The sequence below is a fragment of the Pedobacter anseongensis genome, from assembly GCF_037482965.1.
In the GTDB taxonomy this organism is placed as follows: Bacteria; Bacteroidota; Bacteroidia; order Sphingobacteriales; family Sphingobacteriaceae; genus Pedobacter; species Pedobacter anseongensis.
Genome location: NZ_JBBHKB010000001.1, coordinates 772,025 through 796,075, shown reverse-complemented (window position 1 = coordinate 796,075; position 24,051 = coordinate 772,025). Strand labels below are relative to the sequence as shown.

Here is a 24,051-nt window from a genome sequence, read left to right as displayed (position 1 = left end):
GCAATGAAGTTAAATTTTCACATTACGCTCTCAATTTTATTGGCGACGGTACTTATTTCCGGTCTAAAATTAAACGCACAAGTATTAACATCTAAACAAATCGATAGTGTTGCAGAGCAAACCCTTCGCACCTTTGATGTGCCCGGAGTAGCGGTTGCAGTAATTAAAGACGGAAAAGTAATTCACGCTAAAGGATATGGTGTGCGTTCTATTAAAACCAATCAAAAAGTTGATGAAAACACGCTATTTGGGGTAGCATCCAATACAAAAGCATTTACCGCTGCAGCGCTTGGTATGTTGGTTGATGCGCAAAAACTAACTTGGGATACCAAGGTTATCGATGTTATCCCCGAGTTTAAAATGTATGATCCCTATGTAACGAGCGAATTTACCATTAGAGATTTGCTCACACACCGTAGTGGCTTAGGCTTGGGTGCGGGCGATTTAATGATATGGCCAGATTCATCAACCGTTGATAAAAAACAATTAATTCATAATTTAAGATATTTAAAGCCCGTTTCATCTTTTCGTACAAAGTACGACTATGATAATTTGATGTATATTGTTGCAGGTGAGGTAGTGGCAAGAGTATCTGGCATATCTTATGAAGAGTTTATCGAAACAAAAATTATTAAGCCATTGGGGATGAATAAAACAGCAGCTTCTTGGTATCGCCTAAAGGATAAATCGAATGTAATTGATGGTCACGCACCCTATCAAGGCAAATTGCTTCCGGTAGGATTAAGCTTTGGCGAGGTTGCAAATGCAGCTGGTGGTATATATTCGAGCATTACGGATATGAGTAAATGGGTAATTGCCATGATGAATACAGGTAAATATGGTGATAAATTGGAGCAAAAATTATTCAGCCCTGCTGTACACCGAGAATTATGGACTCCTCAAACCATTATTAGCGGTGGAAATCCAGCAAGCTTTAGTAGTTATGGCTTGGGATGGTTCTTGAGCAATGTAAACGGTAATTTTCAAGCTACACATACAGGCGGATTATCTGGGATTGTAACGCAAGTAACCATTTTGCCCGATATGAAATTGGGTATTATTGTGTTAACTAATCAACAATCTGGGGCTGCATTTAATGCCATTACTAATTCCATTAAAGATGGTTATTTAGGAATTAAAGGTCTAAATAGGATTAAAGCCTATAATGATTCCCGATTGGCAAGAGAAAAGCACGCCGATGAAATGGTGGCAAAGGTTTGGGCAGACATTAGCGCTACGCAAAAATTGACGACTTCTAAGCCAGATCCTAAAAATTATTTTGGCACGTTTAACGATCCATGGTTTGGCGAAGTTACGGTTAGCGAAGTAAATGGGAAAATGCACTTTCAAGCTAAAAATGCGCCGAAACTTAGGGGCGATATGACATATTATAAAGGGAATACTTTTATTGTAAAATGGTACGATCGGAGTTTAGACGCCGATGCCTTTGTTAACTTTACTTTAAATAGGGATGCGAAAGCAGATGGATTTAAAATGGCAGCTATTTCTCCGCTAACTGATTTTAGCTTCGACTTTCAAGACCTCGATTTTAAATTAATGGATAAGAAATAAATTAAATAAAAATGAAAAGCTATAATAAAATAGGCAGCTTCTTAGTTGCCGCATCAATTTTAATTTCTTGTATGGCGATGCAGCAAAAGGCAAAAAAAGTAATTTTCTTTGGTGATTCGATTACTCAAATGGGCGTATGGAAAAATGGCTACATTAGCTTGCTTAAAAAGTCTTTAGATAGTACGAAATATGAATTAATTGGCGCTGGAATTGGGGGTAATAAGGTGTACGACCTTTATCTACGCATGGAAGACGATGTTTTGAATAAAAAACCTGATTTGGTGTTCATTTATGTTGGAATTAATGATGTTTGGCATAAATTGGGAGCAAGAACGGGGACAGACTACGATAAATATCTAAAATTTTATCAAGCGTTGATTAATAAGATACAGGCAAATGGAAGTAAGGTTGTACTGTGTACGCCTACAGTGATTGGTGAGAAAAGAGAGGGTGCAAATGAAGTAGATGCCGACCTTAATAAATACGCAGCTGGAGTAAGGGAATTGGCTGCAAAAAATAATCTCCCACTGTGCGATTTAAGAAAGGCCTTTGTGGATTATGAAGCAGCGAATAATACAGAAGATAAAGAAAAAGGAGTATTGACAACCGATAAGGTACACTTAAATGATGTTGGAAATAAGTTGGTGGCAGACACGATGTTGCCTTTTATTAAATAGTGTTGCGAGTTGTGTTGTGTGTTACAGGTCTGGATTCATAAATAGGATGCTCAAAAAAATAAGAAGGTTTTAAACCCTTTTGACAAAGATATTCTAACCCACAACCCACAACCCACAACCCACAACCCACAACCCACAACCCACAACCCACAACCCACAACCCACAACCCACAACCCACAACCCACAACCCACAACCCACAACCCACAACCCACAACTTGTAAATGATAAACCGCGAAACGATAGACAAAATAATGGAAACTGCCCGGATTGAAGAGGTGGTTGGCGATTTTGTGCATTTAAAAAAACGCGGCGCGAGTTTAATAGGAAATTGTCCTTTCCATGGTGAAAAAACTCCTTCATTTCACGTTTCGGTAAGTAAAGGAATTTATAAATGTTTTGGCTGCGGAAAGGGGGGTGATTCTGTTCGCTTTGTAATGGAGCACGAAAAATATTCATACCCTGAGGCACTTAAATTTCTGGCTCAAAAGTATAATATTGAGGTCGAAGAAACCGTAGAAACGGTTCAAGATGTTGAAGCCCAAAATGCAAGGGAAAGTCTGTACATCGTATCGCAGTTTGCATCAAACTATTTTGAAGATCAACTTTGGAATAGTGCAGAGGGTAAAGCAATTGGTTTAAGTTATTTTAAAGAGCGAGGATTTAGAGAAGACATTGTTAAGAAGTTTAACCTAGGCTATTCGCCTGATGTTTGGGATGCCCTAACTCAGGATGCGATTAAGCATAAACATACCGAAGAATATCTAGAGAAGACGGGTTTGGCTATCAGAAATGATAAAAATAAGCTGTACGATCGATTTAGAGGACGAGTGATGTTCCCCATTCATAATTTTACTGGTCGAGTAATTGGTTTTGGGGGTAGAACCTTAAAAACTGATAAAAATGTTCCCAAATATGTGAATTCGCCCGAAAGCGATATCTATCATAAATCGAATGTTTTGTATGGATTGTTCCATGCGAAAAAGGCGATCCGTGATTTGGATAATTGCTATCTGGTTGAAGGGTATGCAGATGTGCTATCGGTACATCAAGCACATATCGAAAATGTAGTGGCATCTTCTGGAACTTCGCTAACCATTGAGCAAATTAGACTGATCGGTCGATTCACGCAAAATGTAACTATTTTATATGATGGCGATGCCGCTGGTATAAAAGCTTCATTGCGTGGTTTAGATATGATTTTGGAGGAAGGACTAAATGTAAAGGTTGTTTCTTTTCCAATTGGTGATGATCCTGATTCGTATATGCATAAAGTAGGGGCAGGTGCCTTTAAGGTCTATATTGAAGATAATCGCCAAGATTTTATTTTGTATAAGGCTAATATCTTATTGGCCGAAGCAGGTACGGATCCTATTAAACGTGCAGGCATTATTAGAGACATTGTAGAGAGCATAGCTAAAATTCCAGATAACATCAAAGCCTCTGTTTTTATTCGCGAATGTAGCAGACTGTTAGAAGTTGAAGAAAGAATACTATTATCGGAGTTAAATACCATCCGTGCGGCAAAACTGAAAAAAAGTAATACAGTTTCTACTCGGCAACAACAGCAAGATCTTCCTCCTGATAATTTATTTGCGGACGATGCCTTAGTCGCAATTGAATCAGCAGCAAATGACGAATTACAAGAACAAGAAATTGTACGTTTATTATTGGCTTTTGGTCACGAATTAGTGAGTTGGGACAAGATCGATAACATGTATATCGGCTCATTTATTATGCAAAACCTTACCGATGTAACTTTCGAAAACGCACTTTGCAAGAAAATCATCGACCATTACCGAACAGAAATAGAAAATGGTCAGCTACCAACAGCAAATCATTTTATTAAAAGCGAAGATAGAGCTATTGCTGATTTAGCCATCACCCTTTCAACTTCGCCCTATACTTTAAGTGAAAATTGGTACAATAAACATAATATTTACGTTAGAGATGAAACTATAAATTTAAAGGCGACTATTTTAGGAGGATTATATCACCTCAAAAAGCGGAAAGTAGATCGAATTTTGTTGGATTTATTAAAGGAAATTAAAACAGAAAGCGATGCGTCAAACCAAGAGATATTGATGCAACGTTATTCCTTTATTAAAAATGTAGAGAAGGAGATTTCAAGATTTTTAGGTTCTGTAATTGTTAAATGAGTTGTTATGTGTTCAACCCACAACCCACAACCAAAATATGGCACAACACAACGATTTAGGGAAGCGTGGTGAGCAACTTGCCAAGCAGTTTCTTATCCAAAAAGGTTACGAAATCTTAGACGAAAATTGGGTGTACGAACGGGCAGAGATTGATCTAATTGCATACGTAAATAAAGTAATTGTTTTTATAGAAGTAAAGGCACGCAGCTCAACCGGTTTTGGCTTACCAGAAGATTTTGTAAATATCGTTAAGCAACAACATATGGCTAATGCTGCCGATGCTTATTTAGAAATAATGAACCACGACGGTGAGGTTCGTTTTGATATTGTATCCGTACTTTTTAACCCCAATAACCAAACTATTAAACATATTGAAGATGCATTTTGGCCTTAAAATTAACTCCATCAAAAATTTACTACTTGTTGGAATTACACTTGTTCTTCTGAGTTCGTGTAAAAACAATTCGACGATTACCTATCGCAACTTTCTTTCTCCAATTGCAGGAGATAATGTTTCTGCAGGAAATGACTTTGAAGTTAAAATACAATTTGGCGCTGCGCAAAAAGTAGACTCGGTAGTATATCTAATTGATAGCGTTAAAGTGATATCGAGAACAGATACATTAGCTATCAATCTTAAAACCAAGGGTTTGAAACTTGGCAGTCACCTTTTAGTCGCAAAAATATTCGGTGAGGGGAAATCAGATGATTTAACGGCGAATATTAATGTGTTACCAACCCAGTCTCCAATCCAATACTCCTATAAAGTGATTAAAACCTTGCTTCACGATACCTCATCTTATGTAGAAGGTTTAGAATATCACGATGGTTTTTTCTACGAAAGTGCAGGCGAATATGGCCAATCGAGTTTACGTAAAGTAGATCCATCAACAGGTAAAATCCTTCAAAAAACAAATTTGGAAAAAAAATATTTTGGAGAGGGAATGACAGTTGTAGACGATAAGATTATCCAAGTAACTTGGCAAGAAAAAACTGGTTTTGTATACAATAAAGAAACCTTTAAGAAATTATCTGAATTTACCTATAATGAGGGCACACAAGAAGGCTGGGGCTTAACTTTCGATGGAGAACGAATTTTAAAAACAGATGGGTCGAACACTATCTTTTTCTTAGATAAAAATACTTATAAAAAGATTGGATCAATTCAGGTTTTTGATAATAAGGGGCCTATCGATAAGCTAAATGAATTAGAATATATTGAAGGGAAAATTTATGCAAATGTATATACCACAGATACCATTGTAATTATTAATCCAAAAACAGGGGCTGTAGAAGGTAGAATTAATTTATTAGGTTTACTTCCTTTAAATTATTTTAAAGATGAATATGCAAAAAATAATAATGTTTTGAATGGAATTGCTTATGATAAAGCCACTAAAAGATTATTTGTAACTGGCAAGAAATGGCCAGAAATTTATCAAATTGAGTTAAAGAAGTAAACCTACGAAGTTTTTAAAACCGCATAGGTTTACTATTTGCTGAGTTCCTTTTTTGGCTCGCTTATGTATCCATTATAGGAAATCGACTGTTTATTGATACTACTTACAGTTAAGGAAGCGTAGCCGTTAGCAGAAATCGTAAAATACATGCGCACACTGTCTTTAGAGTCTTGGGGATTGATTGCGATTTGCCAACCTCCCTTTTTCATTGCAGTAGGCTGATAGCTAAACTTGGTTGAGGTGAATTTATAACCCGCATCATCTCTGGCTATTGGAGCAGTAAAAGCTCTTCCATAATAAGGAAGGTCAACAAGTATGCTGTCTGAGGTTACTCGAACAGTATAATTGTCCCCTACTAAATTTATATTACCTCCACCACCATTCGCACCCGGCATTTTGCTAAAAATGGTATTTATTTCATTACTATTCATTGGTAAAGCCGATGAAGCAACGAAGGTAAAATTTTTAGCTTCTACAATTCTCTTGGTAGTTGCTTTATCGGTTTGTGCATATACACTTAACGAGATAAGTGTAAATAATATTAAGATTAAATTTTTCATACCTACTAAACGCTTAATTAGTAAACACTAATATAACGAAATAGTTTGCTATTTTACTGTTGCCGTTAACGTTGTTCCTGTTAGCGTTAGTGGATAAACTTTTAGTGGGCTTGTGGTTCCGCCATCATTTGGTTGCCTTGCAACACTCCCAGAAGCCGTATATTGTGAACTATGTAAAGCACATTGGATAAGGTTGCTTGCTGCAATCCAATTCAGTGCGCCACCTTGATGTGGGCAAGTGGCTTGTGTAGCCGTAAAAGAACTGGTGGCATTTCCAGTTTCTAAGCGAACAAATAGGACACCATTTACCGTTGTAAACGATCCTACGCTTGTAAGTGCAGAACTTATATCTATACTCGCTGTGATTCCTGAAGGCTGTCCACCTCCCCCTGGGTTTGGAGTTGGGGTTGGATTGTCAGATTTTTTTCCTCCACAACTAGATAAGCAGCTGCCTGTACACACTAAAGCCACTCCCAGCCCTAATGATTTGATAAATTCGTTACGTTCCATAATTTGGGTTTTAATAGATGGTTGATTTTGTATCTGGATTTTTGTTTTTTGATTTGAAAAGACTAAAATTTCTAGAAATGGTGAAACCAAAACGCACACAACCTTCTTTCCACGATTTTTTGGTAGAAGGGATAAAACTATTTTCGTTTATATACTCTGAATTCATAAAATTAAGTGAGAAGATATGCCCCCCGGTTTCGATTTCTAAACCGATACCCAGTGGATTATATAATTCTGCCACTAGATCATTCCTCGACAACTCATTTACCAAAGTATATTCGGCTACGAATGATAAACGCTTGTTCAATTTTATTCTTCCTGCAAAGCCCAGGCTAAACAAATTCTCGGGATCTGCAGCGCCTAGCGTTTTTGAACGAATCAACAAAGCTGGCATTACTTGAAAAGAGAGGCTCTGTGAAAATTTGCGTGAAAGTAAGGGTTGAATTAGAAATGTTGATCTACCACCCCCATCGAATTCACTATTGGCGAAGGATTCTCTCGCTATAATCCCCATTTGTGCAAAAAGGGTTAAATTTAGTGGCATTCCTTCCGTATTTTGTTGAAATAACTTTTGTTTAATCAAAAAATTAAACAATTCATCGTGTTTACTTCTGCCAATTCCAATGGTTAATTTATCACTAATGCCATAATCGAAACCAATATAAAGATCAGTGGCTACATCTAAACCATATAAGGTATGTGCGTTGCCAAATTCACCTCCAATATCGCCAAAGTGATGACGAATTCTAAAATCGAGATCTCTTTTCTTTTGCGTTTCTGTAGATTGTGACAATACAATGTGCGTAGCCTTAAATGTTGACTCCACTTTGTTAAACTTTTGATCTTTACTCAATGAATTCAACAAAGAATCGACCTCTTGAGCACTTGCCCTCATGGCCAATACGGCAAAAATGAGCAGTAAGAAAATAACAAGTTTAGTTTTTTTCATCTTGATTTAGTTTAGTTGGTTTAGGCTTCCTTGTACTTTTACTTGTATTACTTCTGCAATTTTGGTAAACACAAGGCTGGGTATCTTAATTTGATGGTCGGCACAGCTAACATTAAATGCGCTACTGAGGCTGGCGATTTTGTTTTTTATCGTAATTTTTCCATTTATCGTACGCACCTGGTTTACACCATGAACGTTTAATGTTCCTTTTGCAGATACATTATATTCGCCATCTTTTACCCAATCGATCTTCGGTTCAATAACCCCTTTGAATTTAGCTAATGGATATTTATCGCTTTCCATATAATTTTCATTAAAATGCTCTTGCATTAGCTTTTTGTCAAATTCAAGGCTTTTTATGGCTATTTGGATAGCAAGTTCTTGTTTTGGAGTAGACAGCACAGCAACCCCAGTGTAGCTTACTGCCTTGATATCTTCGATCGGGGTGGATGAAAAAATATTAAATTTTATATTCTTGCCCGTATAGATTTGTGCATTTGCCTTTGATACAAAGGAAAAACAGATGAGCAAGGCTAAAAGTAACTTACTTCTTTTTGATGAGTTCATAGTTTAATTTTAAAGAAATGCCACTTGATTTTAAAGGCACGCTTCCTTCGCCAATCCCACTTATCGGGATTTTAACATAGGGTTGAACACCTAATGCAAATTTTTTATTTTTTAACCTAACATTATAAGTGGCCGATAAATCGATTACACTTAGGTAATGCTGATTTGCATTTTTTTCTTCTAAAAACCGATCTTTGCGACCCGAAGCTTGCGTATAAATAAATCTGTAATTTTCCTTTAACATCATATAACTCGAAAGACCAGCACTTAAATCGATGCTGTTTTTCTGGTTATCCATTATGTTATATGAAGCACGTAAAGGAATCTCAAGTACTTTACACGAAGCATCAATAGCGGAGATTAAACTCACTACATTTGGATTGTTAAATGAATAATCATACCCCTTGGCTTCATAATTTTTTGAGCCATAATTTATGCCAGTTTGTACGCTTAACTTTTTGCCTATCGGAACACTTAGACCAATGCCTAAGGCTATTCCGTGTTTCCCACCAATTGTATTTTCAGTTGAGCTAAAATCTGGCCCTAGAAGAATAGAAAGTGCAATTGCTCGTTTTGGTTTCAAATGAGGAGTTGTGGTTTCATTGATAGGAACTCTTACGTCTGTCTTTACATCTGAAATAGGATTATTTTGAGGAAGAACTTGATCCTTTGCGATTGTAATTGAACTGTCTATCGTTACATTTTCAATAGCCATTGAAATTGTCGGTGTTTCTACAATTTCTTGTTTTGTAGCAAATAGGTTGTTTTTTGAAGCTAAATCCCTTATTTTTTTGTTCTTCGATGTGAATAATGTGGTTTTATGAAGCTTTTCAGCAAAAATTTCATTGTTTTTCTCTAAAACCTCAATATTCGATTTTGGTGTTGCTTTACTATTTTTTGTAATCTTAACGTCCTTAATAGCTGTTTCGCTACTCATCTTATAAATTCCAATGCCAAAAGATAGGAAAAGTAGAATAATACTCGCATTTCGTAGAAAAACATATCGATTTCTAGCACGTAGCTTTTTCTCCATTTTAAGCCACGAATCCTCTTCAAACTCAAGATATCCGTCTTTTATCCTGTTTTTGAAAATCTGATCAAAATCTTTATCATTCAGCTCTTCCATTTTTAAGGATTAATATCATGGTTAACCGCCATTTTATTCTCGATTAACATTTTTTTTAAATTTTCTCTGGCCTTAAATAAATTCGATTTCGAAGAGCCTACAGAGATTTGTAATAAGCTGGCAATTTCTTCATGTGTGTATCCATCTATTGCAAATAGGTTAAATACAGTTCGGTAGGCATAAGAAAGTTTTTGTACCAAGTTAATTAAGTCTTCATAATTTAAATTGGAAAGTATATTCTCTCTATCTTCAACCGGATGTTGTTCATTTAACTCTTCCATTTCTAGTTGTTTAATGCGTTTTCTATAGTTATCAATTGCAGTGTTGATCATAATTGTACTCAACCAACTGTTAAATGATTGGTTAGTGTGGTAACGTGCGATATGTGTGAACACTTTCATGAAACCATCATTAACTACTTCAACAGCTTCATCTTTATTTTTTGCATAGCGTAGGCAGATACGAAGCGCATAGCCATAATAAAGCTTATACAGCTCTTTTTGGCTCTTTCGATCCTTTTTTACACAACCTTCTATTAATTTAGGAGTTAGCAAAATTTAAAAATGAGTTTAGTTTTTTATATAGGTACGTCAAATAAACAAGCACGGTTGCTTGTACCTTAAGAAATTTACTCAAAATTTTTAAAATACTGTGGAAGTACGAATAATTACCGAGAATTCTTTGCCAAGATTTAGCGCCACTTCTTATATAGATTTATCAACCCGTTGGTCGACGAATCATGAGAAAGTATAGTTTCGTCTGTAGTGAGTTCAGGCTGTATTTTTTGAGCTAGCTGTTTACCTAGTTCAACCCCCCATTGATCAAAGCTAAAGATGTTCCAGATGATGCCTTGCACAAATATTTTATGCTCGTACATCGCTATTAAGCTACCTAAACTATAAGGCGTAACTTTTTTTAGCAGAATAGAATTGGTTGGTCTATTTCCATCAAACACTTTAAAAGGGGCTAATTCCGCAATCTGACTTTCGGTTTTTCCTGCGGCTTTTAATTCTTTTACTACTTCTTCTTCGCTTTTTCCGTTCATTAATGCTTCGGTTTGTGCAAAAAAGTTCGACAATAAAATAGAGTGGTGATTACCCAAGGGATTTAAGCTCTGTGCCGGAGCAATAAAATCGCATGGAATTAAGCGGGTACCTTGGTGAATTAATTGATAAAAGGCATGTTGACCATTGGTGCCTGGTTCGCCCCAAATAATTGGCCCGGTTTCGTAATCAACCGCCTTTCCATTGCGATCGACGTGCTTACCATTACTTTCCATATCGCCTTGCTGAAAATAGGCTGCAAAACGATGTAAATATTGATCGTATGGTAAAATGGCTTGTGTTTCTGCATTAAAAAAGTTAATGTACCAAATACCCAAAAGGCCTAAAATAACCGGAATATTCTCTTCGAAAGGCGTTTTTTCAAAATGTTGATCCGCAGCATGCGCACCCGCTAACAGTTGTTTAAAATTATCAAATCCAATGCCTAAAGATATGGATAAACCAATGGCGCTCCATAGCGAATAGCGGCCACCAACCCAATCCCAAAATTCGAACATATTTTCGGTATCAATCCCGAATGTAGATACATCTTTGGCATTTGTAGATAGGGCGGCAAAATGTTTGGCAATATCTTCTGTTTTAGCACCACTTTCTAAAAACCAGGCTCTTGCACTATGTGCATTGGTCATGGTTTCTTGGGTAGTAAATGTTTTCGAAGCCACTAAAAATAAGGTAGTTTCGGGATTAACAATTTTTAAAGCTTCTGCTAGATGTGTGCCATCTATGTTTGAAACGAAATGTAAATTTAAATGTGTTTTGTAAGCTTTAAGGCCTTCTGTTACCATAACTGGGCCTAAATCAGAACCTCCAATGCCAATATTCACAACATCAGTGATGGGCTTTCCCGTATAACCTTTCCATTCGCCCGAAATAATGGAATTGCTAAATTTTTCCATCTTGGCCAAAACCGCATTTACCTCTGGCATTACATCTTTTCCTTCAACTAAAATTGGCCAGTTACTTTGGTTGCGAAGGGCGACGTGCAAAACAGGTCTTCCTTCCGTTTGATTGATTTTATCGCCCCTAAACATGGCGGTAATTGCTTCATCCAATTTGCATTCTTTAGCGAGTTGAATAAGAAGCGCCAACGTGGTAGAATTTATTCTGTTTTTAGAAAAATCGAATATTATATCTTCAAAAAGGATAGAGAATTTCTCAAATCGTTCGGCATCTTCTTTAAATAGTTGTTTGAGATCGTTTTCATTAATAGTGATGAAATGATCGGCTAAGTATTTGTAAGCGGCTGTTTTAGTAAAATCTATTTTAGGAAGCATAAGGAGTGATTTAGGGTAAAAATAGGAAAATTAGCACTAAATTTCATTATCTTGCTTTAACTAAACTTGCATCCATGAAAAAACTTTCCTTAGCTGTGCTTTTAATCGCACCCTTATTTTTAGCGGCTCAAAAGCCAACTTTAAAAACAGAAGCTGCGAAACGTGCTGATGCCGTAACGGGAAAAGTAATTGCTTGGCGTAGAGATTTTCATGAACATCCTGAACTTGGAAATTTAGAAACCCGTACAGCTGGCATAGTGGCTGCGCATTTAAAAAGTTTGGGGATTGAGGTAAAAACAGGCGTGGCCAAAACTGGAGTGGTAGGTGTTTTAGTTGGTGGGAAACCCGGTCCAGTAGTGGCTTTGCGTGCCGATATGGATGGATTGCCAGTAACAGAGCGGGTGCCTTTACCTTTTGCTTCGAAAGTTAAAACGATGTACAATGGCCAGGAGGTAGGAGTAATGCATGCATGTGGGCACGATTCGCATGTAGCGATGTTAATGGGGGTTGCCGAAGTGTTGGCTGGAATGAAGAAAGACCTAGCGGGTACTGTGAAATTTATTTTTCAGCCCGCTGAAGAAGGTGTGCCAGTTGGAGAACAAGGTGGTGCAGAACTGATGGTTAAAGAAGGGGTTTTGGAGAATCCAAAAGTGGATGTTATTTTTGGTTTACATATTAACTCGCAAACGCCTGTCGGCGATCTTACCTATCGCCCCGGGGGCACAATGGCTGCGGTTAACGACATGAAAATTACCATTACTGGTAAACAGGCGCATGGCGCTTACCCTTGGAGTAGTGTAGATCCTGTGGTGGTTGCCGCCCAAATTATAACCAGTTTACAAACTATTGTAAGCAGAAATTTAAATATTACGGAGAATCCCGGTGTAGTAACCATTGGGGCTATACAAGGCGGGGTAAGGTCTAATATCATTCCTGAAAAAGTAGAGATGCTAGGGACGGTGCGTAATTTCAGTGCAGCTGATGAGAAAATGTTTATCGAACGGATTAAAGCCATTGTTACAAAAACCGGAGAAGGGGCAGGTGCAAAGGCAGAAGTGTTAATCCCTTATAGTGCACATTATCCTGTAACCTTTAACGATATTGCTTTAACCGAAAAGATGTTGCCTACTTTACAATCAACCGCTGGAGCAGGAAATGTAAAATTAAAACCACCGGTAACGGGTGCTGAAGATTTCTCGTTTTACCAAGAAAAAGTACCCGGATTATTTTTCTTTTTAGGTGCAATGCCTAAAGGAAACGACCCCTTAAAAACGCCATCCCATCATACGCCCGATTTTTTCATTGACGAAAGCAGTTTTAACTTAGGGGTAAAATCGCTTATTAATTTAACATTAGATTATATGGCCATGAAGAAGTAATAAATTGTTTAAAGGTTGAAACGTTAATGGTTGGAAGGCTCTGGATGTATAACATGAAGTAAAATCGTGATTTTGTCGTTGTAAATTTATACACATAGCCATTTCAACATTACAACTTTTCAACATTACAACAAGAGGAATACTCGCTTTTGATGCCGAAAATTTCCTTATATTTGCTATATGACTAAAGAAAATTTAGATGATTTAAGGGACAGGGTAACGTCGCTGAGGAGGTATCTTTGACGTCGATGAGTTAATTTACCAGATTGGTGAAGAAGAAAAAATAACATTAAATCCTAATTTCTGGGATGATCCTAAAAAGGCCGAGGGCATTTTGGCCAATATCAGTACAAAGAAGAAATGGACAGCGGGTTTTTTAACTGCACAGGCTGCGGTTGATGATACTTTTGTGTTGTTTGATTTTTTTCAGAGTGGAGATGCGTCAGAGGAGGAGGTAGATGAGCAATATGAAATTGCCTTAAAAATTGTGGAAGACCTTGAGCTCAAGAATATGCTGAATAGCAAGGAGGATCAATTAAATGCAGTAATGCAAATTACGGCTGGCGCTGGTGGTACCGAAAGCTGTGATTGGGCGTATATGTTGATGCGGATGTACCTAATGTGGGCCGAAAAGAATGGCTATAAAGTAACTGAACAAGATTATGCAGAAGGTGAGGTTGCTGGAATTAAATCGGTAACCATCCAAATTGCGGGCGAATTTGCCTACGGCTATTTGAAAGGAGAGAATGGAGTACATCGTTTGGTGCGTATTTCTCCCTTCGATTCGAATGCGCGTAGACATACTTCTTTTGCTTCAGTGTATGTTTATCCATTAGTGGATGATACCATACAAATTGATATTAATCCTGCTGATGTAGAATTTGAGACATTTAGGGCCGGGGGTGCTGGCGGACAAAATGTAAATAAAGTAGAAACAGCCGTTCGGTTATATCATAAACCCTCAGGCATTATTATTAAAAACCAAGAGTCGAGATCGCAATTGCAGAATAAAGAGAATGCCCTACGGCTGCTTAAATCACAATTGTATGAAATTGAACAACGGAAAAGAGCAGAAGCTTTTGCCGAAGTAGAGGGAGCAAAAAAGAAGATTGAATGGGGTTCGCAAATTAGAAGCTATGTGCTAGACGATAGGAGGGTTAAAGATCACCGAACGAATTATCAAACATCTAATCCTCAAGCGGTGCTTGATGGAGATATTAATGAATTTTTAAAAGCTTATTTAATGGAATTTTAGTAAGTTTAAATTATGAAACAGTTATTCATTTTTTTGTTTTTTCTTTCAGTTTTGATTAATCAAGCAAATTCTCAGGAAGTTATTCCGTTATATGGTTCTAAAATTCCAGGTTCAAAAACTCCCCCTGCAGATTATAAAGAAATGGTAGTTTCAGGTACGGATGGCGTATCGCGTGTGAGTAAAGTTACTGACCCAACCTTAACAGTTTACTCGCCTGCAAAGGGAAAATCTAATGGTACCGGGGTGATTATTTGTCCCGGAGGTGGTTATGGCATTTTAGCATTCGACAAAGAAGGCACAAAGGTAGCCGAGAAATTTGCCCAGATGGGTGTAACTGCTTTTGTACTCAAATATCGCTTACCAAGCGATTTTATTATGGAAGATAAATCAATGGGCCCTTTGCAAGATGCTTTGCAAGCCATTTATCTGGTCCGCAAAAATGCCAGCGTTTGGGGAGTTAATGTAAATAAGGTTGGAGTAATGGGTTTTTCGGCTGGTGGTCATTTAGCCGCCTGTCTCACTGTTCATTACAACGACATGAAAATCCAAAATCTAGAAGGCATTAGTTTAAGACCAGATTTTTCCATATTAATTTATCCGGTAATTAGTTTTGGGACGGTTACACATGCAGGTTCTGTTAAAAATTTATTGGGAGATTCACCTACTCAAACGCAGCGTAATTATTTTTCGACACAAAATTATGTGAATGCAACAACGCCACCTACTTTTTTGGTGCATGCAAATAACGATACGGCTGTACCCGTAAAAAATAGCATCTTATTTAACGAAGCTTTGGTAAAATATAAAGTGCCAGCCGAAATGCATGTTTACCAGTCTGGCGGGCATGGATTTGGCCTAAAAGGAACTTGGTTCGAAATGATGAAGGATTGGATGGGAGCAAATAAGTTGCTGTAAAGAATGTCTAAAAAACAACTCCTCGCCATTTTAGGGAGCACTAGCACTCATTCTGCAAATAAACGGCTATTAAATTATATCACGTCTTTATCGGGTCCATTTTTTGAGGTGGCGACTTTTGATGGTATTGATAAACTCCCACACTTTAATCCAGATTTAGATGGGGCTGAAACTCCTAGTATAGTTATTCAATTCAGACAACAGCTCATTGAAGCAGATGGATTACTTATTTGTACGCCAGAGTATGTATTTAGTCTGCCTGGCAGCCTAAAAAATGCAATAGAATGGTGCGTGTCTACTACTATTCTTTCAAATAAACCAACGGGCTTACTTGTAGCGGCCGCTTCTGGTCTTAACGCGTTAGAAGAACTTAAATTAGTGATGCAAACTTTGGAAGCTAAATTTACGGATGAAACTATTTTACTGATTCAGGGAATAAAAGGGAAAATAAATGCAGCTGGAGAAATTTCAGATATTGAAACAGCAAATAGCCTTATAAATTTTTTAGCAGCCCTTAATGATTTGGTAGATTTTTAAACTAGCACTTACGACTTTACCGCCAACTGTCCACAAGCGGCATCAATATCTTTTCCTCTGCTTCGGCGAATATTGGTGTTTACACCTTGACTTCTTAAATAATTGGCAAAAGCATCGATTTTATCGCCATCTGCATTAATAAAATCGGCGAATTGGATAGGGTTATATTCGATGAGGTTAACCTTGCAAGGTACGTGTTTGCAGAATTTTGCCAATTCCATAGCATCTTGAATTTCGTCGTTAAAATTATTAAAAACGATATACTCGTAGGTAACCGGATTTTTGGTTTTCTGGAAATAATATTTTAAAGCTTCAGCTAATGCTTTTAATGAATTATGTTCTGTTATTGGCATAATTTCGTGCCTTTTTACGTCGTTGGCTGCATGTAGCGATAATGCTAAATTAAATTTAACGCCATCATCTCCTAGTTTTTTAATCATTTTTGCTATGCCTGCGGTAGAAACAGTTATGCGTTTGTATGACATATTTAATCCATCAGGAGCAGTGATGCGTTCGATCGACTTTAGTACATTTGCATAATTTAATAAGGGCTCGCCCATTCCCATGTACACAATGTTGGTAAGTGGGATGTTGTAGTTCTTTTTAGCCTGTTGGTCGATTAAAACAACCTGGTCGTAAATTTCGTCGGCATTTAAATTTCGTTTTCGATCCATGTAGCCTGTTGCACAAAATTTACAGGTTAAGCTACACCCTACTTGAGAACTTACACAAGCTGTCATTCGTTCTTCTGTAGGAATTAAAACCCCCTCCACAATGTTACCATCGTATAACCGGAAAGCATTTTTGATGGTGTGATCATTACTAAATTGGGCATTATTTATTTCAACAACGTTGATGGAATAGTTGTTTTCTAATTTTTTGCGAAGATCTTTAGAGACGTTGCTCATTTCTTCAAAGCTACGGGCAGATTTTTCCCATAGCCATTGATATACTTGCTTTGCGCGATAAGCGGGCTCTTTCATTTCAGTGAAATGTTGTTGCAGCTGAGGCAGGTCTAGGGAACGAATATCGATTTTTTTTGAGCTCACCATTTGGATGCAAAGATAATGAAAAGGAGTGACCACACGAAGCATTACTTGTTAATGCTCTTATGATGAGTGGGAAATGAGGGTATGCTCCATTAAAATATACTGGCATTGGTAAAAGAGGGAGCATGGATTTAGGTTAATTAGGAGAGCGCATGCCTATTTATTCAATTCTCTGAAAGCTTGACCGATTGATAACAAGCTGTTTTATTTCCGTTTCGGACTGCGTGTTTTCGCTCCAGGGGCGCCTTGTTTTCCGTTAGATGGTCTACTCGGACGTTTACTTGGGCCGTTTGATTTAAACCAGTCGTTTGTAGCGGAATTCGATTTGCTTACTGGTCTACTTGCCGATTTTTCGCCTCTAGCTGTCCCTTGCTCTTTTGTTCTTGGTCCTTTATCTTTTGCAAACCGCTGCGCTGGTCGCTCTTCCTTTTCCCTTGTAGATTTTTTAGTAACTTGCTTTGGAGTGGCCGGTTTTTCGGAACTCGATTTCGCAACCATTTTAAAAATCTCTTCCTGCTCCTGTGCAGTTAATTCACGCCAATCCCCCACAGGAAGCCCCTTAACACTAATGTTCATAATTCGAACACGCTCTAGTTTGGTTACTTCATAATCGAAATGTTCGCACATTCTTCGGATTTGTCGATTTAATCCCTGTATTAATGTAATCTTAAAAACGAAAGGACTTTCTTTGGTAACCTTACACTTTTTTGTCATGATGCCCAGAACGGGGACCCCTTTGCTCATCCCAGCAATAAATTGATCGGTGATGGGCTTATTAACTGTAACTATATATTCTTTTTCGTGATTATTGCCTGCTCTTAATATTTTATTAACTAAGTCGCCATTATTAGTTAAGAAAATTAATCCTTGCGAATCTTTATCCAATCTTCCAATCGGGAAAACCCGCTCGCTATGGTTCACATGGTCTACAATATTACCTTTAACATTAGCTTCGGTGGTACTGGTAATTCCAACAGGTTTGTTGTACGCTAAAAGAATGGTATTTTCTGCCTGTGCGGGTTCAATGGTATTCCCATTTACGGTTACTACATCCCCAAAAAACACCTTATCCCCAACTTTTGCTTTACGGCCGTTTATTAAAACTTGGCCTAGCTCAATGTACCGATCTGCTGCTCTTCTAGAGCATAAACCGCTTTCACTTATGTATTTATTTAACCGTGTTGTAGAATCAGACATTGAGTAGAATTAGTAATTTGAATTTACAAAGTTACTCAAAAAGGAACAAGGAACAAGGAGTAAAGAGCACCGATGGTACGTAAGGTCTTTATTCTTTGTTCCTTACTCATTGTTTAAAAACTCTGATCATCAGCGCTTGGTCCATAGCTTCCTGGAATTGGAATATTCAATAGTCGCAAATACACGCCTAATTGTGCCCTATGGTGGGTGGTTTGACTATAAGCGTGACGAATAATTTCATATTTGGTCATCGTTGCATAAATTTGATCAGCATTTCGCAATACCCACTTGCCTGTTAAATCTTCTTCTTTAGCTTGTGTTAAACTTCCCTTGCCATCTTCATAACTTTTTTCGAATAAAGCTAAAATGTCTGCTGTTGCTTCGACAGGAGCGGGTTCATAAGGAGCAGTTGCAAAATCTAATTCCTCTGTAGTTAGGCCCAACGTTACCCAACTTGGTAATTCGGCGATATGGGTGGCCAAAGCTTTCATTTTCATGCTTTTTTCGTGAGGTGCCCAATCAAATTTATTAGCAGGTACTAAGGCTAACATTTTACGGGTAACTTGAGCTTCACGCTCCAATTCGGTCAATAATAATTCGATGATTTTCATATTTCTTTGTTTTAATAACACAAAGAAATAAGGGGTTAGTGACAACCCTATGTCAGCCGCTAAAAATTTACAGGCAACATTTTCATGTACTCACTTATTTGCATATGTTCTGTTTTTTGAAAGGGGATTTCGGTACATCTTACTTTAAGGATGTTATTGAGTTTAAAATCGCGGTATTCTTTTCGAAGATAGCACCAGCCAATAAGATGCCAACTAAACGCATAGAAAATAAGGCCTATTGGTTCCACTTCACGTTTGCTAACTTCTTGTTTGTTATTTTTATAATTGATTTCGATAATACATTTCGAAGAAATGGCATTTTGAAGTAACGACAGATATTCGAAATCGTTTTTTAAACGTTCTGGTAATTGAAGTTTGATGTGTTCGTTTAAGGTTTCCAATTTTTCTTTCTGTACCGTTCTAAGTACGTTTTTCACCTTATTTAGGGCTGAAGTATAATGAGTAAGGATTGATTTATCGGCAAAGCCTTCTAAAAATCGTTCCATCAATAGCAATGCATTAGCCTCATCAGAATTGAAGGAAACGGGTGGAAGAAAATAGCCTTGTACAATGAAATAGCCTTTATTTGGCTCAAAACTTAGCGGAATTCCTTGTTCGCCCAGCGCTTTTATATCGCGATAAACCGTTCTAATACTAATGCCATATTGTGCCGCAATTCGCTCTGCAGACGTGTATTTTTTAGATTGCAATAAGATTAAAATTCCAAAAAGCCGGTCGATGCGGTTCATTACGTGATTCGAAAATGGGATAATTAGTTAATTCGCAAATTAGCTAATTCTTTACAAAAGTGACCTATTACGTATGCGAAGGAATACTTTCTCAACTTAATTAGCCAACACATTCTCAAATTAGCACATCCACAAATTAACAAATTATCACGTAATTTGCATCATGGTTACCTACATCTCTTCGAACATAGTATATCCGGTAAGTGAGCCTCCATTAAAAAATGGTGTGATTGGCTTGAATAAGGATGGCAGTATACATTCGCTTTTGAACCAAGAACAAGCCCAAAATATTACGGGAATAAAACACTATAATGGGGTTTTGGTGCCGGGTTTTATAAATACCCACTGCCACTTAGAGTTATCGCACTTGTTTGATAAAATCGAGGAAAAAGCAGGGTTAACTACGTTCATAAAATCGATATTATCATTAAGGCAGCAGCCTGATGAGCTAATTATCAATGCCATGCATAAGGCGGATGAACAAATGTATGCAAATGGGATTGTTGCGGTAGGCGATATTTCGAATGTGCTACTTTCAAGAGGTGTTAAACTGAAAAGCAAAATTTATTATCATACTTTTATTGAGGTATTTGGATTTAATAGACCCTCAGCACCCATTATTGCTGAAGGGATGAGCTTAAAAAATGAATTTTTACCTTTAACATCTTCCATTGTTCCACATGCACCCTATTCGGTGTCGAGCGAGCTTTTTGAGGCAATTAGGGCAATAACTACAACAAACGATATTTTATCTATTCATAACCAGGAAACTATTGGCGAAAATGAGCTATTTGAAAAGGGTGGTGGAAAGTTTGCTGATTTCTTTGCCGAATTAGGTATTGCTCAAAGCAATGTGCATAACTCCGGAGAAAATTCCTTACATTATCATTTGCCCCAACTCGCAAAAAATGTAAATACTTTACTGGTGCACAATACATTTACCTGCAAATCTGATGTCGAATATGCGAAGACAATTCATGAAAATCTGTTTTGGTGTTTATGTCCGAATGCCAATCTTTATATCGAAAATACATTGCCAGCTATTGAGCTATTAAAAAACGAAGCGGTGAAAATCACCCTTGGAACGGATAGTTTAGCAAGTAATCACCAATTAAATATTTTGGCGGAGATGCAAACCTTGCAAAATGATAAGGGTATTTCATTTGAAGAATCGTTAGCTTGGGCAACATTAAACGGAGCGGAATTTTTGAAGATTGACTCGCAATTTGGAAGTTTAAGTGTTGGAAAAAAGCCGGGAATAAATCTTATCCAGTTGGGCGCTGATCAGAAAATTGAAGATATAAAAATTAAAAAAATAGTGTGAAAATTATGAGTCCAATTTGTAAACTATTCAGCATTAAATTCCCCATTATTCAAGCTGGAATGGTATGGTGCAGTGGGTGGAAATTGGCTGCTGCAGTTTCTAACGGAGGCGGATTGGGAATTATTGGTGCAGGATCAATGTATCCAGATGTGTTGAGGACCCACATTCAAAAATGTAAAATTGCAACAAATAAGCCCTTTGCGGTAAATGTTCCACTGCTTTATCCCAATGTGAAGGAGATTATGGAAATTTTGGTCGAGGAAGAAGTGAAAATTGTGTTTACCTCAGCTGGTAATCCAGCAAATTGGACTAGTTTTTTAAAAGAACATGGAATAATAGTAGTTCATGTAATTGCGAATACGAAATTTGCATTAAAGGCCGAAGCTTGTGGGGCAGATGCAATTGTAGCAGAGGGATTTGAAGCGGGTGGACATAATGGAAGAGAAGAAACCACCACCTTATGTTTAATTCCGATGATAAAGGCAGTTGTTAAGATTCCGGTTATTGCAGCCGGTGGTATTGCAAGTGGAAGAGCCATGTTGGCGGCCATTGCTTTAGGTGCAGATGGGGTTCAAGTGGGTTCGGCTTTTGCAGTGGCTGAAGAATCGTCAGCACATGAGAATTTTAAAAATAGAATTTTAAATGCTGAAGAAGGTGATACCAAATTAAGAATGAAAAAATTGGTTCCCGTTCGCTTGCTAAAAAATGAATTTGCCGATAAAGTAGCGCAAGCAGAGGCTGAAGGAGCGAATATAGCACAATTGACCGAACTTTTAGGCCGAGCAAGAGCAAAGCAAGGGATGTTCGAGGGCGATATGGAACAAGGCGAATTAGAAATCGGTCAAGTTTCAGCTATGCTGGATAAAATAAAGCCTGCCGCACAGATTTTAAAAGAAATTTGGGAAGAGTTTGTGACAGCCAAAGAGAAATTGGCAAAGTTTGGCACCGATAGTTAACTAATCATGGTAAGCTCCATTTGACCATAGAAAAAATGAAATAAACAGATGAATAAAAAATGTTAATTATAAATAGTGCAATGGTAATGGGTATTTTGGGGTTAGTTTACCCCTTTATACCAAATGAGATTACAGTAATTCATAGCTATTGGCAATTTTATGCATTTTATGGTAAGTAGTTTGGCGCTTTTGAAATTTTTTCTCGCACATGCAGATATGAAAATGATGATTATACCTTTAGCAGGATATTCAATATTTGCATTGTGTTTCGGAAAAGTGGCGTTTGGAGGTTCAACATTTAAACAGTAGAGCAACAAAATGAAACAGATCAATATAAAAGTAAAAGGCAAAGTACAAGGCGTATTTTTTAGAGCAAGTACAAAAGCGGTAGCCGATCAAATGGGCATTAAAGGCCTTGTAAGGAACGAAAAGGATGGTTCGGTGTATATTGAGGCAGAGGGAGATGAAATTACATTAGCTATGTTTTTAGAGTGGTGCCATGAAGGGCCAGAAAAGTCTGTGGTAGAAAATGTTGTTGTAGAAGATGGAGATGTAAAAAATTATCGCAACTTTGAGGTTGTAAAAAAGTAGCAAGTACTGAGCATCGAGAAGCAAGGTTTAATTGTCTAGGCTAATTGATCTTTATACTTGATACTTTTGTCTTTATACTATGAGCGTACTTAAAAAATTTCTAGGACAAACCGCAATTTACGGCATCAGTACCGTTTTTTCGAGATTGTTTAATTTTATTTTAACCCCAATTTATACTGAGGTTTACGCAAAAGGTGTATATGGCATATTTACCAATATGTACGCCAATGCCTCTATTATTAATGCTGTTTTACAATTTGGGATGGAGAGCACCTATTTCCGCTACCTCAATAAGCATGAAGATAAAAAGCAAGCAGTTTACAACAATTCCTTTTTATGTATTGCCTTTATCTCGACATTATTTCTAATTACTGGATTAATTTTTTCGAGCTCCATTGCTTCTTACTTATCATCTAATGTTGCAGAAATAGCCGATTATAAGCAATATGTTGCTCTTTTCTTATGGGTTTTGTTTGTAGATGCCATTTGTGTAATTCCATTTGCAAAGTTACGGGCTGACGATAAGGCTATGAAATATAGCCTTGCTAAATTCTTAAATATTGGTGTTTTTGTAGGGTTTAACCTCATTTTTATTTTTGCATTGCCATCCATTATTAAACACCATTGGATAGGAGCAGACTGGTTTTCTTCTTGGTACCGCCATCAATGGATTGGGTATGTATTTTTGTCGAACTTAATTGCCAGCATAGTTACATTTGTATTTCTATTGCCTGAATTTTTAAAACTTCAACTTAAGTTCGAAGGCTCTCTTTTTAGAACTATGTTTTCGTATAGTTGGCCAATATTAATCGCCAATCTCTCTTTTATTGTAAACGAGAACCTGGATAAAATTGCATTGAAGCATTTATTGCCTGCAGATAATGCTGATGGTGAAGTGGGAATATATGGTGCAGTTTGTAAAATCGCCATTTTCTTGAGCATCTTTATTACGGCTTTCAGGCTAGGTGCAGAACCTTTCTTTTTTAGTCATGCTAAAAACGAAAATGCCAAAAAAACATATGCTACCATTCTACATTATTTTGTAATTGCACTTGTTTTAATTTTTGTGGGCTTAATTGCCAATATTGAGATCTTAAAATACTTTATTAGAAGAGAGGAGTATTGGGTGGGTTTACCTGCCGTTCCATTTTTACTATTGGGCTATGTTTGCCTAGGTATTTACATGAATCTTTCGGTTTGGTATCGTTTATCAGATCAAACGCGATTCGGATTATATATTTCGCTAGTGGGAGCAATAATTACCATAATATTAAATATTTTGCTTATTCCGAGATACAGTTACATGGGCTCGGCATGGGTAAGTATGATTGCTTATTTTGTAATGATGGTGTTATCTTATGTATTAGGACAAAAATATTACCCTATTCCTTATAATCTAAAGAGAATTTTTGTTTATTTGGTTGTTTCAACAGGAATTGCATTTACTTCATTCTTTCTTTTTGATCGAAATATCTATATTGGGAATGCATTGTTAATTGTTTTTTTAGCCTGTATTTTTTACCTTGAGAAAGAAGATTTGATGAAGATTTTGAAGCGAAGCTAGAGAATGT

At 37.2% G+C, this 24,051-nt stretch carries 24 protein-coding genes; 13 read left to right on the top strand and 11 right to left on the bottom strand.

Annotated features, from left to right (window positions below):
• The first annotated feature begins 3 nt into the window (after positions 1-3).
• From WG904_RS03660 to WG904_RS03640, 5 genes are all read left to right on the top strand, one after another.
• The gene (locus WG904_RS03660) at positions 4-1,572 is read left to right on the top strand and encodes a serine hydrolase (protein ID WP_339577930.1); all 1,569 of its coding nucleotides are present in this window, start codon (positions 4-6) and stop codon (positions 1,570-1,572) included.
• Positions 1,573-1,583: 11 nt separating this feature from the next.
• Complete coding sequence (locus tag WG904_RS03655; protein ID WP_339577929.1) at positions 1,584-2,249, top strand: SGNH/GDSL hydrolase family protein; 666 nt, start codon at positions 1,584-1,586, stop codon at positions 2,247-2,249.
• A gap of 223 nt (positions 2,250-2,472) precedes the next feature.
• Positions 2,473-4,407: a DNA primase gene (dnaG, locus tag WG904_RS03650; RefSeq protein ID WP_339577928.1), complete on the top strand. Its 1,935-nt coding sequence runs from the start codon at positions 2,473-2,475 to the stop codon at positions 4,405-4,407.
• 37 nt (positions 4,408-4,444) lie between these two features.
• Positions 4,445-4,801, top strand: a complete 357-nt coding sequence (locus tag WG904_RS03645) for a YraN family protein (RefSeq protein ID WP_339577927.1) — start codon at positions 4,445-4,447, stop codon at positions 4,799-4,801.
• Positions 4,785-5,867 carry a glutaminyl-peptide cyclotransferase gene (locus WG904_RS03640; protein WP_339577926.1) on the top strand — a complete coding sequence of 361 codons (1,083 nt, stop codon included), beginning with the start codon at positions 4,785-4,787 and terminating at the stop codon, positions 5,865-5,867. The genes WG904_RS03645 and WG904_RS03640 overlap by 17 nt, the downstream gene beginning before the upstream one ends.
• Positions 5,868-5,899: 32 nt before the next feature.
• Here the strand turns inward: WG904_RS03640 and WG904_RS03635 are convergent, their stop codons facing one another.
• The 7 genes from WG904_RS03635 to pgi all read right to left on the bottom strand — a co-directional run bounded on the left by WG904_RS03635 (position 5,900) and on the right by pgi (position 11,917).
• Entirely contained in the window at positions 5,900-6,427 is a 528-nt protein-coding gene (locus WG904_RS03635; RefSeq protein WP_339577925.1) for a DUF4251 domain-containing protein, read from the bottom strand.
• Positions 6,428-6,475: 48 nt separating this feature from the next.
• Positions 6,476-6,937 carry a QcrA and Rieske domain-containing protein gene (locus WG904_RS03630; protein WP_339577924.1) on the bottom strand — a complete coding sequence of 154 codons (462 nt, stop codon included), beginning with the start codon at positions 6,935-6,937 and terminating at the stop codon, positions 6,476-6,478.
• 10 nt (positions 6,938-6,947) lie between these two features.
• Positions 6,948-7,886, bottom strand: coding sequence for a DUF5777 family beta-barrel protein (locus WG904_RS03625; RefSeq protein ID WP_339577923.1), 939 nt, complete (start codon positions 7,884-7,886; stop codon positions 6,948-6,950).
• Between the two features lie 6 nt (positions 7,887-7,892).
• Entirely contained in the window at positions 7,893-8,453 is a 561-nt protein-coding gene (locus tag WG904_RS03620) for a YceI family protein (RefSeq protein ID WP_339577922.1), read from the bottom strand.
• Positions 8,431-9,579, bottom strand: coding sequence for an outer membrane beta-barrel protein (locus WG904_RS03615; protein ID WP_339577921.1), 1,149 nt, complete (start codon positions 9,577-9,579; stop codon positions 8,431-8,433). Before WG904_RS03615 ends, WG904_RS03620 begins: the two co-directional genes overlap by 23 nt.
• A gap of 2 nt (positions 9,580-9,581) precedes the next feature.
• Positions 9,582-10,133 (bottom strand): RNA polymerase sigma factor, encoded by a 552-nt coding sequence (locus WG904_RS03610; RefSeq protein ID WP_339577920.1) that lies wholly within the window; start codon positions 10,131-10,133, stop codon positions 9,582-9,584.
• A gap of 137 nt (positions 10,134-10,270) precedes the next feature.
• Positions 10,271-11,917, bottom strand: a complete 1,647-nt coding sequence (gene pgi / locus WG904_RS03605) for a glucose-6-phosphate isomerase (protein WP_339577919.1) — start codon at positions 11,915-11,917, stop codon at positions 10,271-10,273.
• A gap of 74 nt (positions 11,918-11,991) precedes the next feature.
• Here pgi and WG904_RS03600 point away from each other — a divergent pair, with 74 nt between their 5' ends.
• The 4 genes from WG904_RS03600 to WG904_RS03585 all read left to right on the top strand — a co-directional run bounded on the left by WG904_RS03600 (position 11,992) and on the right by WG904_RS03585 (position 16,003).
• A complete protein-coding gene (locus WG904_RS03600) occupies positions 11,992-13,296 on the top strand; it encodes an amidohydrolase (RefSeq protein ID WP_339577918.1) in 1,305 nt (434 codons plus the stop codon).
• A 180-nt stretch (positions 13,297-13,476) separates the two neighbouring features.
• Positions 13,477-14,551, top strand: a protein-coding gene (prfB, locus tag WG904_RS03595; protein ID WP_339577917.1) for a peptide chain release factor 2 whose coding sequence is annotated in 2 segments (ribosomal slippage) — positions 13,477-13,536 and positions 13,538-14,551 — 1,074 coding nt in all. Because the reading frame shifts where the segments join, the coding sequence is not laid out codon by codon here.
• 12 nt (positions 14,552-14,563) lie between these two features.
• Complete coding sequence (locus WG904_RS03590; protein ID WP_339577916.1) at positions 14,564-15,466, top strand: alpha/beta hydrolase; 903 nt, start codon at positions 14,564-14,566, stop codon at positions 15,464-15,466.
• Between the two features lie 3 nt (positions 15,467-15,469).
• Positions 15,470-16,003 carry an NADPH-dependent FMN reductase gene (locus WG904_RS03585; RefSeq protein ID WP_339577915.1) on the top strand — a complete coding sequence of 178 codons (534 nt, stop codon included), beginning with the start codon at positions 15,470-15,472 and terminating at the stop codon, positions 16,001-16,003.
• 8 nt (positions 16,004-16,011) lie between these two features.
• On the opposite strand, the gene rlmN is transcribed toward WG904_RS03585, so the two are convergent.
• The 4 genes from rlmN to WG904_RS03565 all read right to left on the bottom strand — a co-directional run bounded on the left by rlmN (position 16,012) and on the right by WG904_RS03565 (position 19,609).
• Positions 16,012-17,055, bottom strand: coding sequence for a dual-specificity RNA methyltransferase RlmN (rlmN, locus tag WG904_RS03580; RefSeq protein ID WP_339577914.1), 1,044 nt, complete (start codon positions 17,053-17,055; stop codon positions 16,012-16,014).
• A gap of 201 nt (positions 17,056-17,256) precedes the next feature.
• Entirely contained in the window at positions 17,257-18,249 is a 993-nt protein-coding gene (gene rluF / locus WG904_RS03575; protein ID WP_339577913.1) for a 23S rRNA pseudouridine(2604) synthase RluF, read from the bottom strand.
• A 113-nt stretch (positions 18,250-18,362) separates the two neighbouring features.
• The gene (locus WG904_RS03570; RefSeq protein ID WP_339577912.1) at positions 18,363-18,860 is read right to left on the bottom strand and encodes a DinB family protein; all 498 of its coding nucleotides are present in this window, start codon (positions 18,858-18,860) and stop codon (positions 18,363-18,365) included.
• A 59-nt stretch (positions 18,861-18,919) separates the two neighbouring features.
• Positions 18,920-19,609, bottom strand: coding sequence for a helix-turn-helix transcriptional regulator (locus tag WG904_RS03565; RefSeq protein WP_339577911.1), 690 nt, complete (start codon positions 19,607-19,609; stop codon positions 18,920-18,922).
• Positions 19,610-19,772: 163 nt separating this feature from the next.
• Between WG904_RS03565 and WG904_RS03560 the strand changes: the two genes are divergently transcribed.
• The 4 genes from WG904_RS03560 (at position 19,773) to WG904_RS03545 (ending at position 24,044) form a co-directional block, all read left to right on the top strand.
• Entirely contained in the window at positions 19,773-20,933 is a 1,161-nt protein-coding gene (locus WG904_RS03560; RefSeq protein WP_339577910.1) for an amidohydrolase family protein, read from the top strand.
• 5 nt (positions 20,934-20,938) lie between these two features.
• Positions 20,939-21,889, top strand: a complete 951-nt coding sequence (locus tag WG904_RS03555; RefSeq protein WP_339577909.1) for an NAD(P)H-dependent flavin oxidoreductase — start codon at positions 20,939-20,941, stop codon at positions 21,887-21,889.
• Positions 21,890-22,207: 318 nt separating this feature from the next.
• Positions 22,208-22,480 (top strand): acylphosphatase, encoded by a 273-nt coding sequence (locus WG904_RS03550; RefSeq protein ID WP_339577908.1) that lies wholly within the window; start codon positions 22,208-22,210, stop codon positions 22,478-22,480.
• Between the two features lie 79 nt (positions 22,481-22,559).
• The gene (locus WG904_RS03545; protein ID WP_339577907.1) at positions 22,560-24,044 is read left to right on the top strand and encodes a lipopolysaccharide biosynthesis protein; all 1,485 of its coding nucleotides are present in this window, start codon (positions 22,560-22,562) and stop codon (positions 24,042-24,044) included.
• The last annotated feature ends 7 nt before the right edge of the window (positions 24,045-24,051 follow it).

Bases quoted from the DNA above. Each gene is read 5' to 3' on its own strand.
- WG904_RS03615 (WP_339577921.1), bottom strand. From the start codon at position 9,579: ATGGAAGAGCTGAATGATAAAGATTTTGATCAGATTTTCAAAAACAGG.
- WG904_RS03545 (WP_339577907.1), top strand. From the start codon at position 22,560: ATGAGCGTACTTAAAAAATTTCTAGGACAAACCGCAATTTACGGCATC.
- pgi (WP_339577919.1), bottom strand. From the start codon at position 11,917: ATGCTTCCTAAAATAGATTTTACTAAAACAGCCGCTTACAAATACTTA.
- WG904_RS03600 (WP_339577918.1), top strand. From the start codon at position 11,992: ATGAAAAAACTTTCCTTAGCTGTGCTTTTAATCGCACCCTTATTTTTA.
- WG904_RS03590 (WP_339577916.1), top strand. From the start codon at position 14,564: ATGAAACAGTTATTCATTTTTTTGTTTTTTCTTTCAGTTTTGATTAAT.
- WG904_RS03625 (WP_339577923.1), bottom strand. From the start codon at position 7,886: ATGAAAAAAACTAAACTTGTTATTTTCTTACTGCTCATTTTTGCCGTA.
- WG904_RS03620 (WP_339577922.1), bottom strand. From the start codon at position 8,453: ATGAACTCATCAAAAAGAAGTAAGTTACTTTTAGCCTTGCTCATCTGT.
- WG904_RS03565 (WP_339577911.1), bottom strand. From the start codon at position 19,609: ATGAACCGCATCGACCGGCTTTTTGGAATTTTAATCTTATTGCAATCT.
- WG904_RS03655 (WP_339577929.1), top strand. From the start codon at position 1,584: ATGAAAAGCTATAATAAAATAGGCAGCTTCTTAGTTGCCGCATCAATT.
- WG904_RS03570 (WP_339577912.1), bottom strand. From the start codon at position 18,860: ATGAAAATCATCGAATTATTATTGACCGAATTGGAGCGTGAAGCTCAA.
- WG904_RS03645 (WP_339577927.1), top strand. From the start codon at position 4,445: ATGGCACAACACAACGATTTAGGGAAGCGTGGTGAGCAACTTGCCAAG.
- WG904_RS03550 (WP_339577908.1), top strand. From the start codon at position 22,208: ATGAAACAGATCAATATAAAAGTAAAAGGCAAAGTACAAGGCGTATTT.
- WG904_RS03630 (WP_339577924.1), bottom strand. From the start codon at position 6,937: ATGGAACGTAACGAATTTATCAAATCATTAGGGCTGGGAGTGGCTTTA.
- rlmN (WP_339577914.1), bottom strand. From the start codon at position 17,055: ATGGTGAGCTCAAAAAAAATCGATATTCGTTCCCTAGACCTGCCTCAG.
- WG904_RS03660 (WP_339577930.1), top strand. From the start codon at position 4: ATGAAGTTAAATTTTCACATTACGCTCTCAATTTTATTGGCGACGGTA.
- WG904_RS03555 (WP_339577909.1), top strand. From the start codon at position 20,939: ATGAGTCCAATTTGTAAACTATTCAGCATTAAATTCCCCATTATTCAA.
- WG904_RS03635 (WP_339577925.1), bottom strand. From the start codon at position 6,427: ATGAAAAATTTAATCTTAATATTATTTACACTTATCTCGTTAAGTGTA.
- WG904_RS03585 (WP_339577915.1), top strand. From the start codon at position 15,470: ATGTCTAAAAAACAACTCCTCGCCATTTTAGGGAGCACTAGCACTCAT.
- WG904_RS03560 (WP_339577910.1), top strand. From the start codon at position 19,773: ATGGTTACCTACATCTCTTCGAACATAGTATATCCGGTAAGTGAGCCT.
- dnaG (WP_339577928.1), top strand. From the start codon at position 2,473: ATGATAAACCGCGAAACGATAGACAAAATAATGGAAACTGCCCGGATT.
- WG904_RS03640 (WP_339577926.1), top strand. From the start codon at position 4,785: ATGCATTTTGGCCTTAAAATTAACTCCATCAAAAATTTACTACTTGTT.
- rluF (WP_339577913.1), bottom strand. From the start codon at position 18,249: ATGTCTGATTCTACAACACGGTTAAATAAATACATAAGTGAAAGCGGT.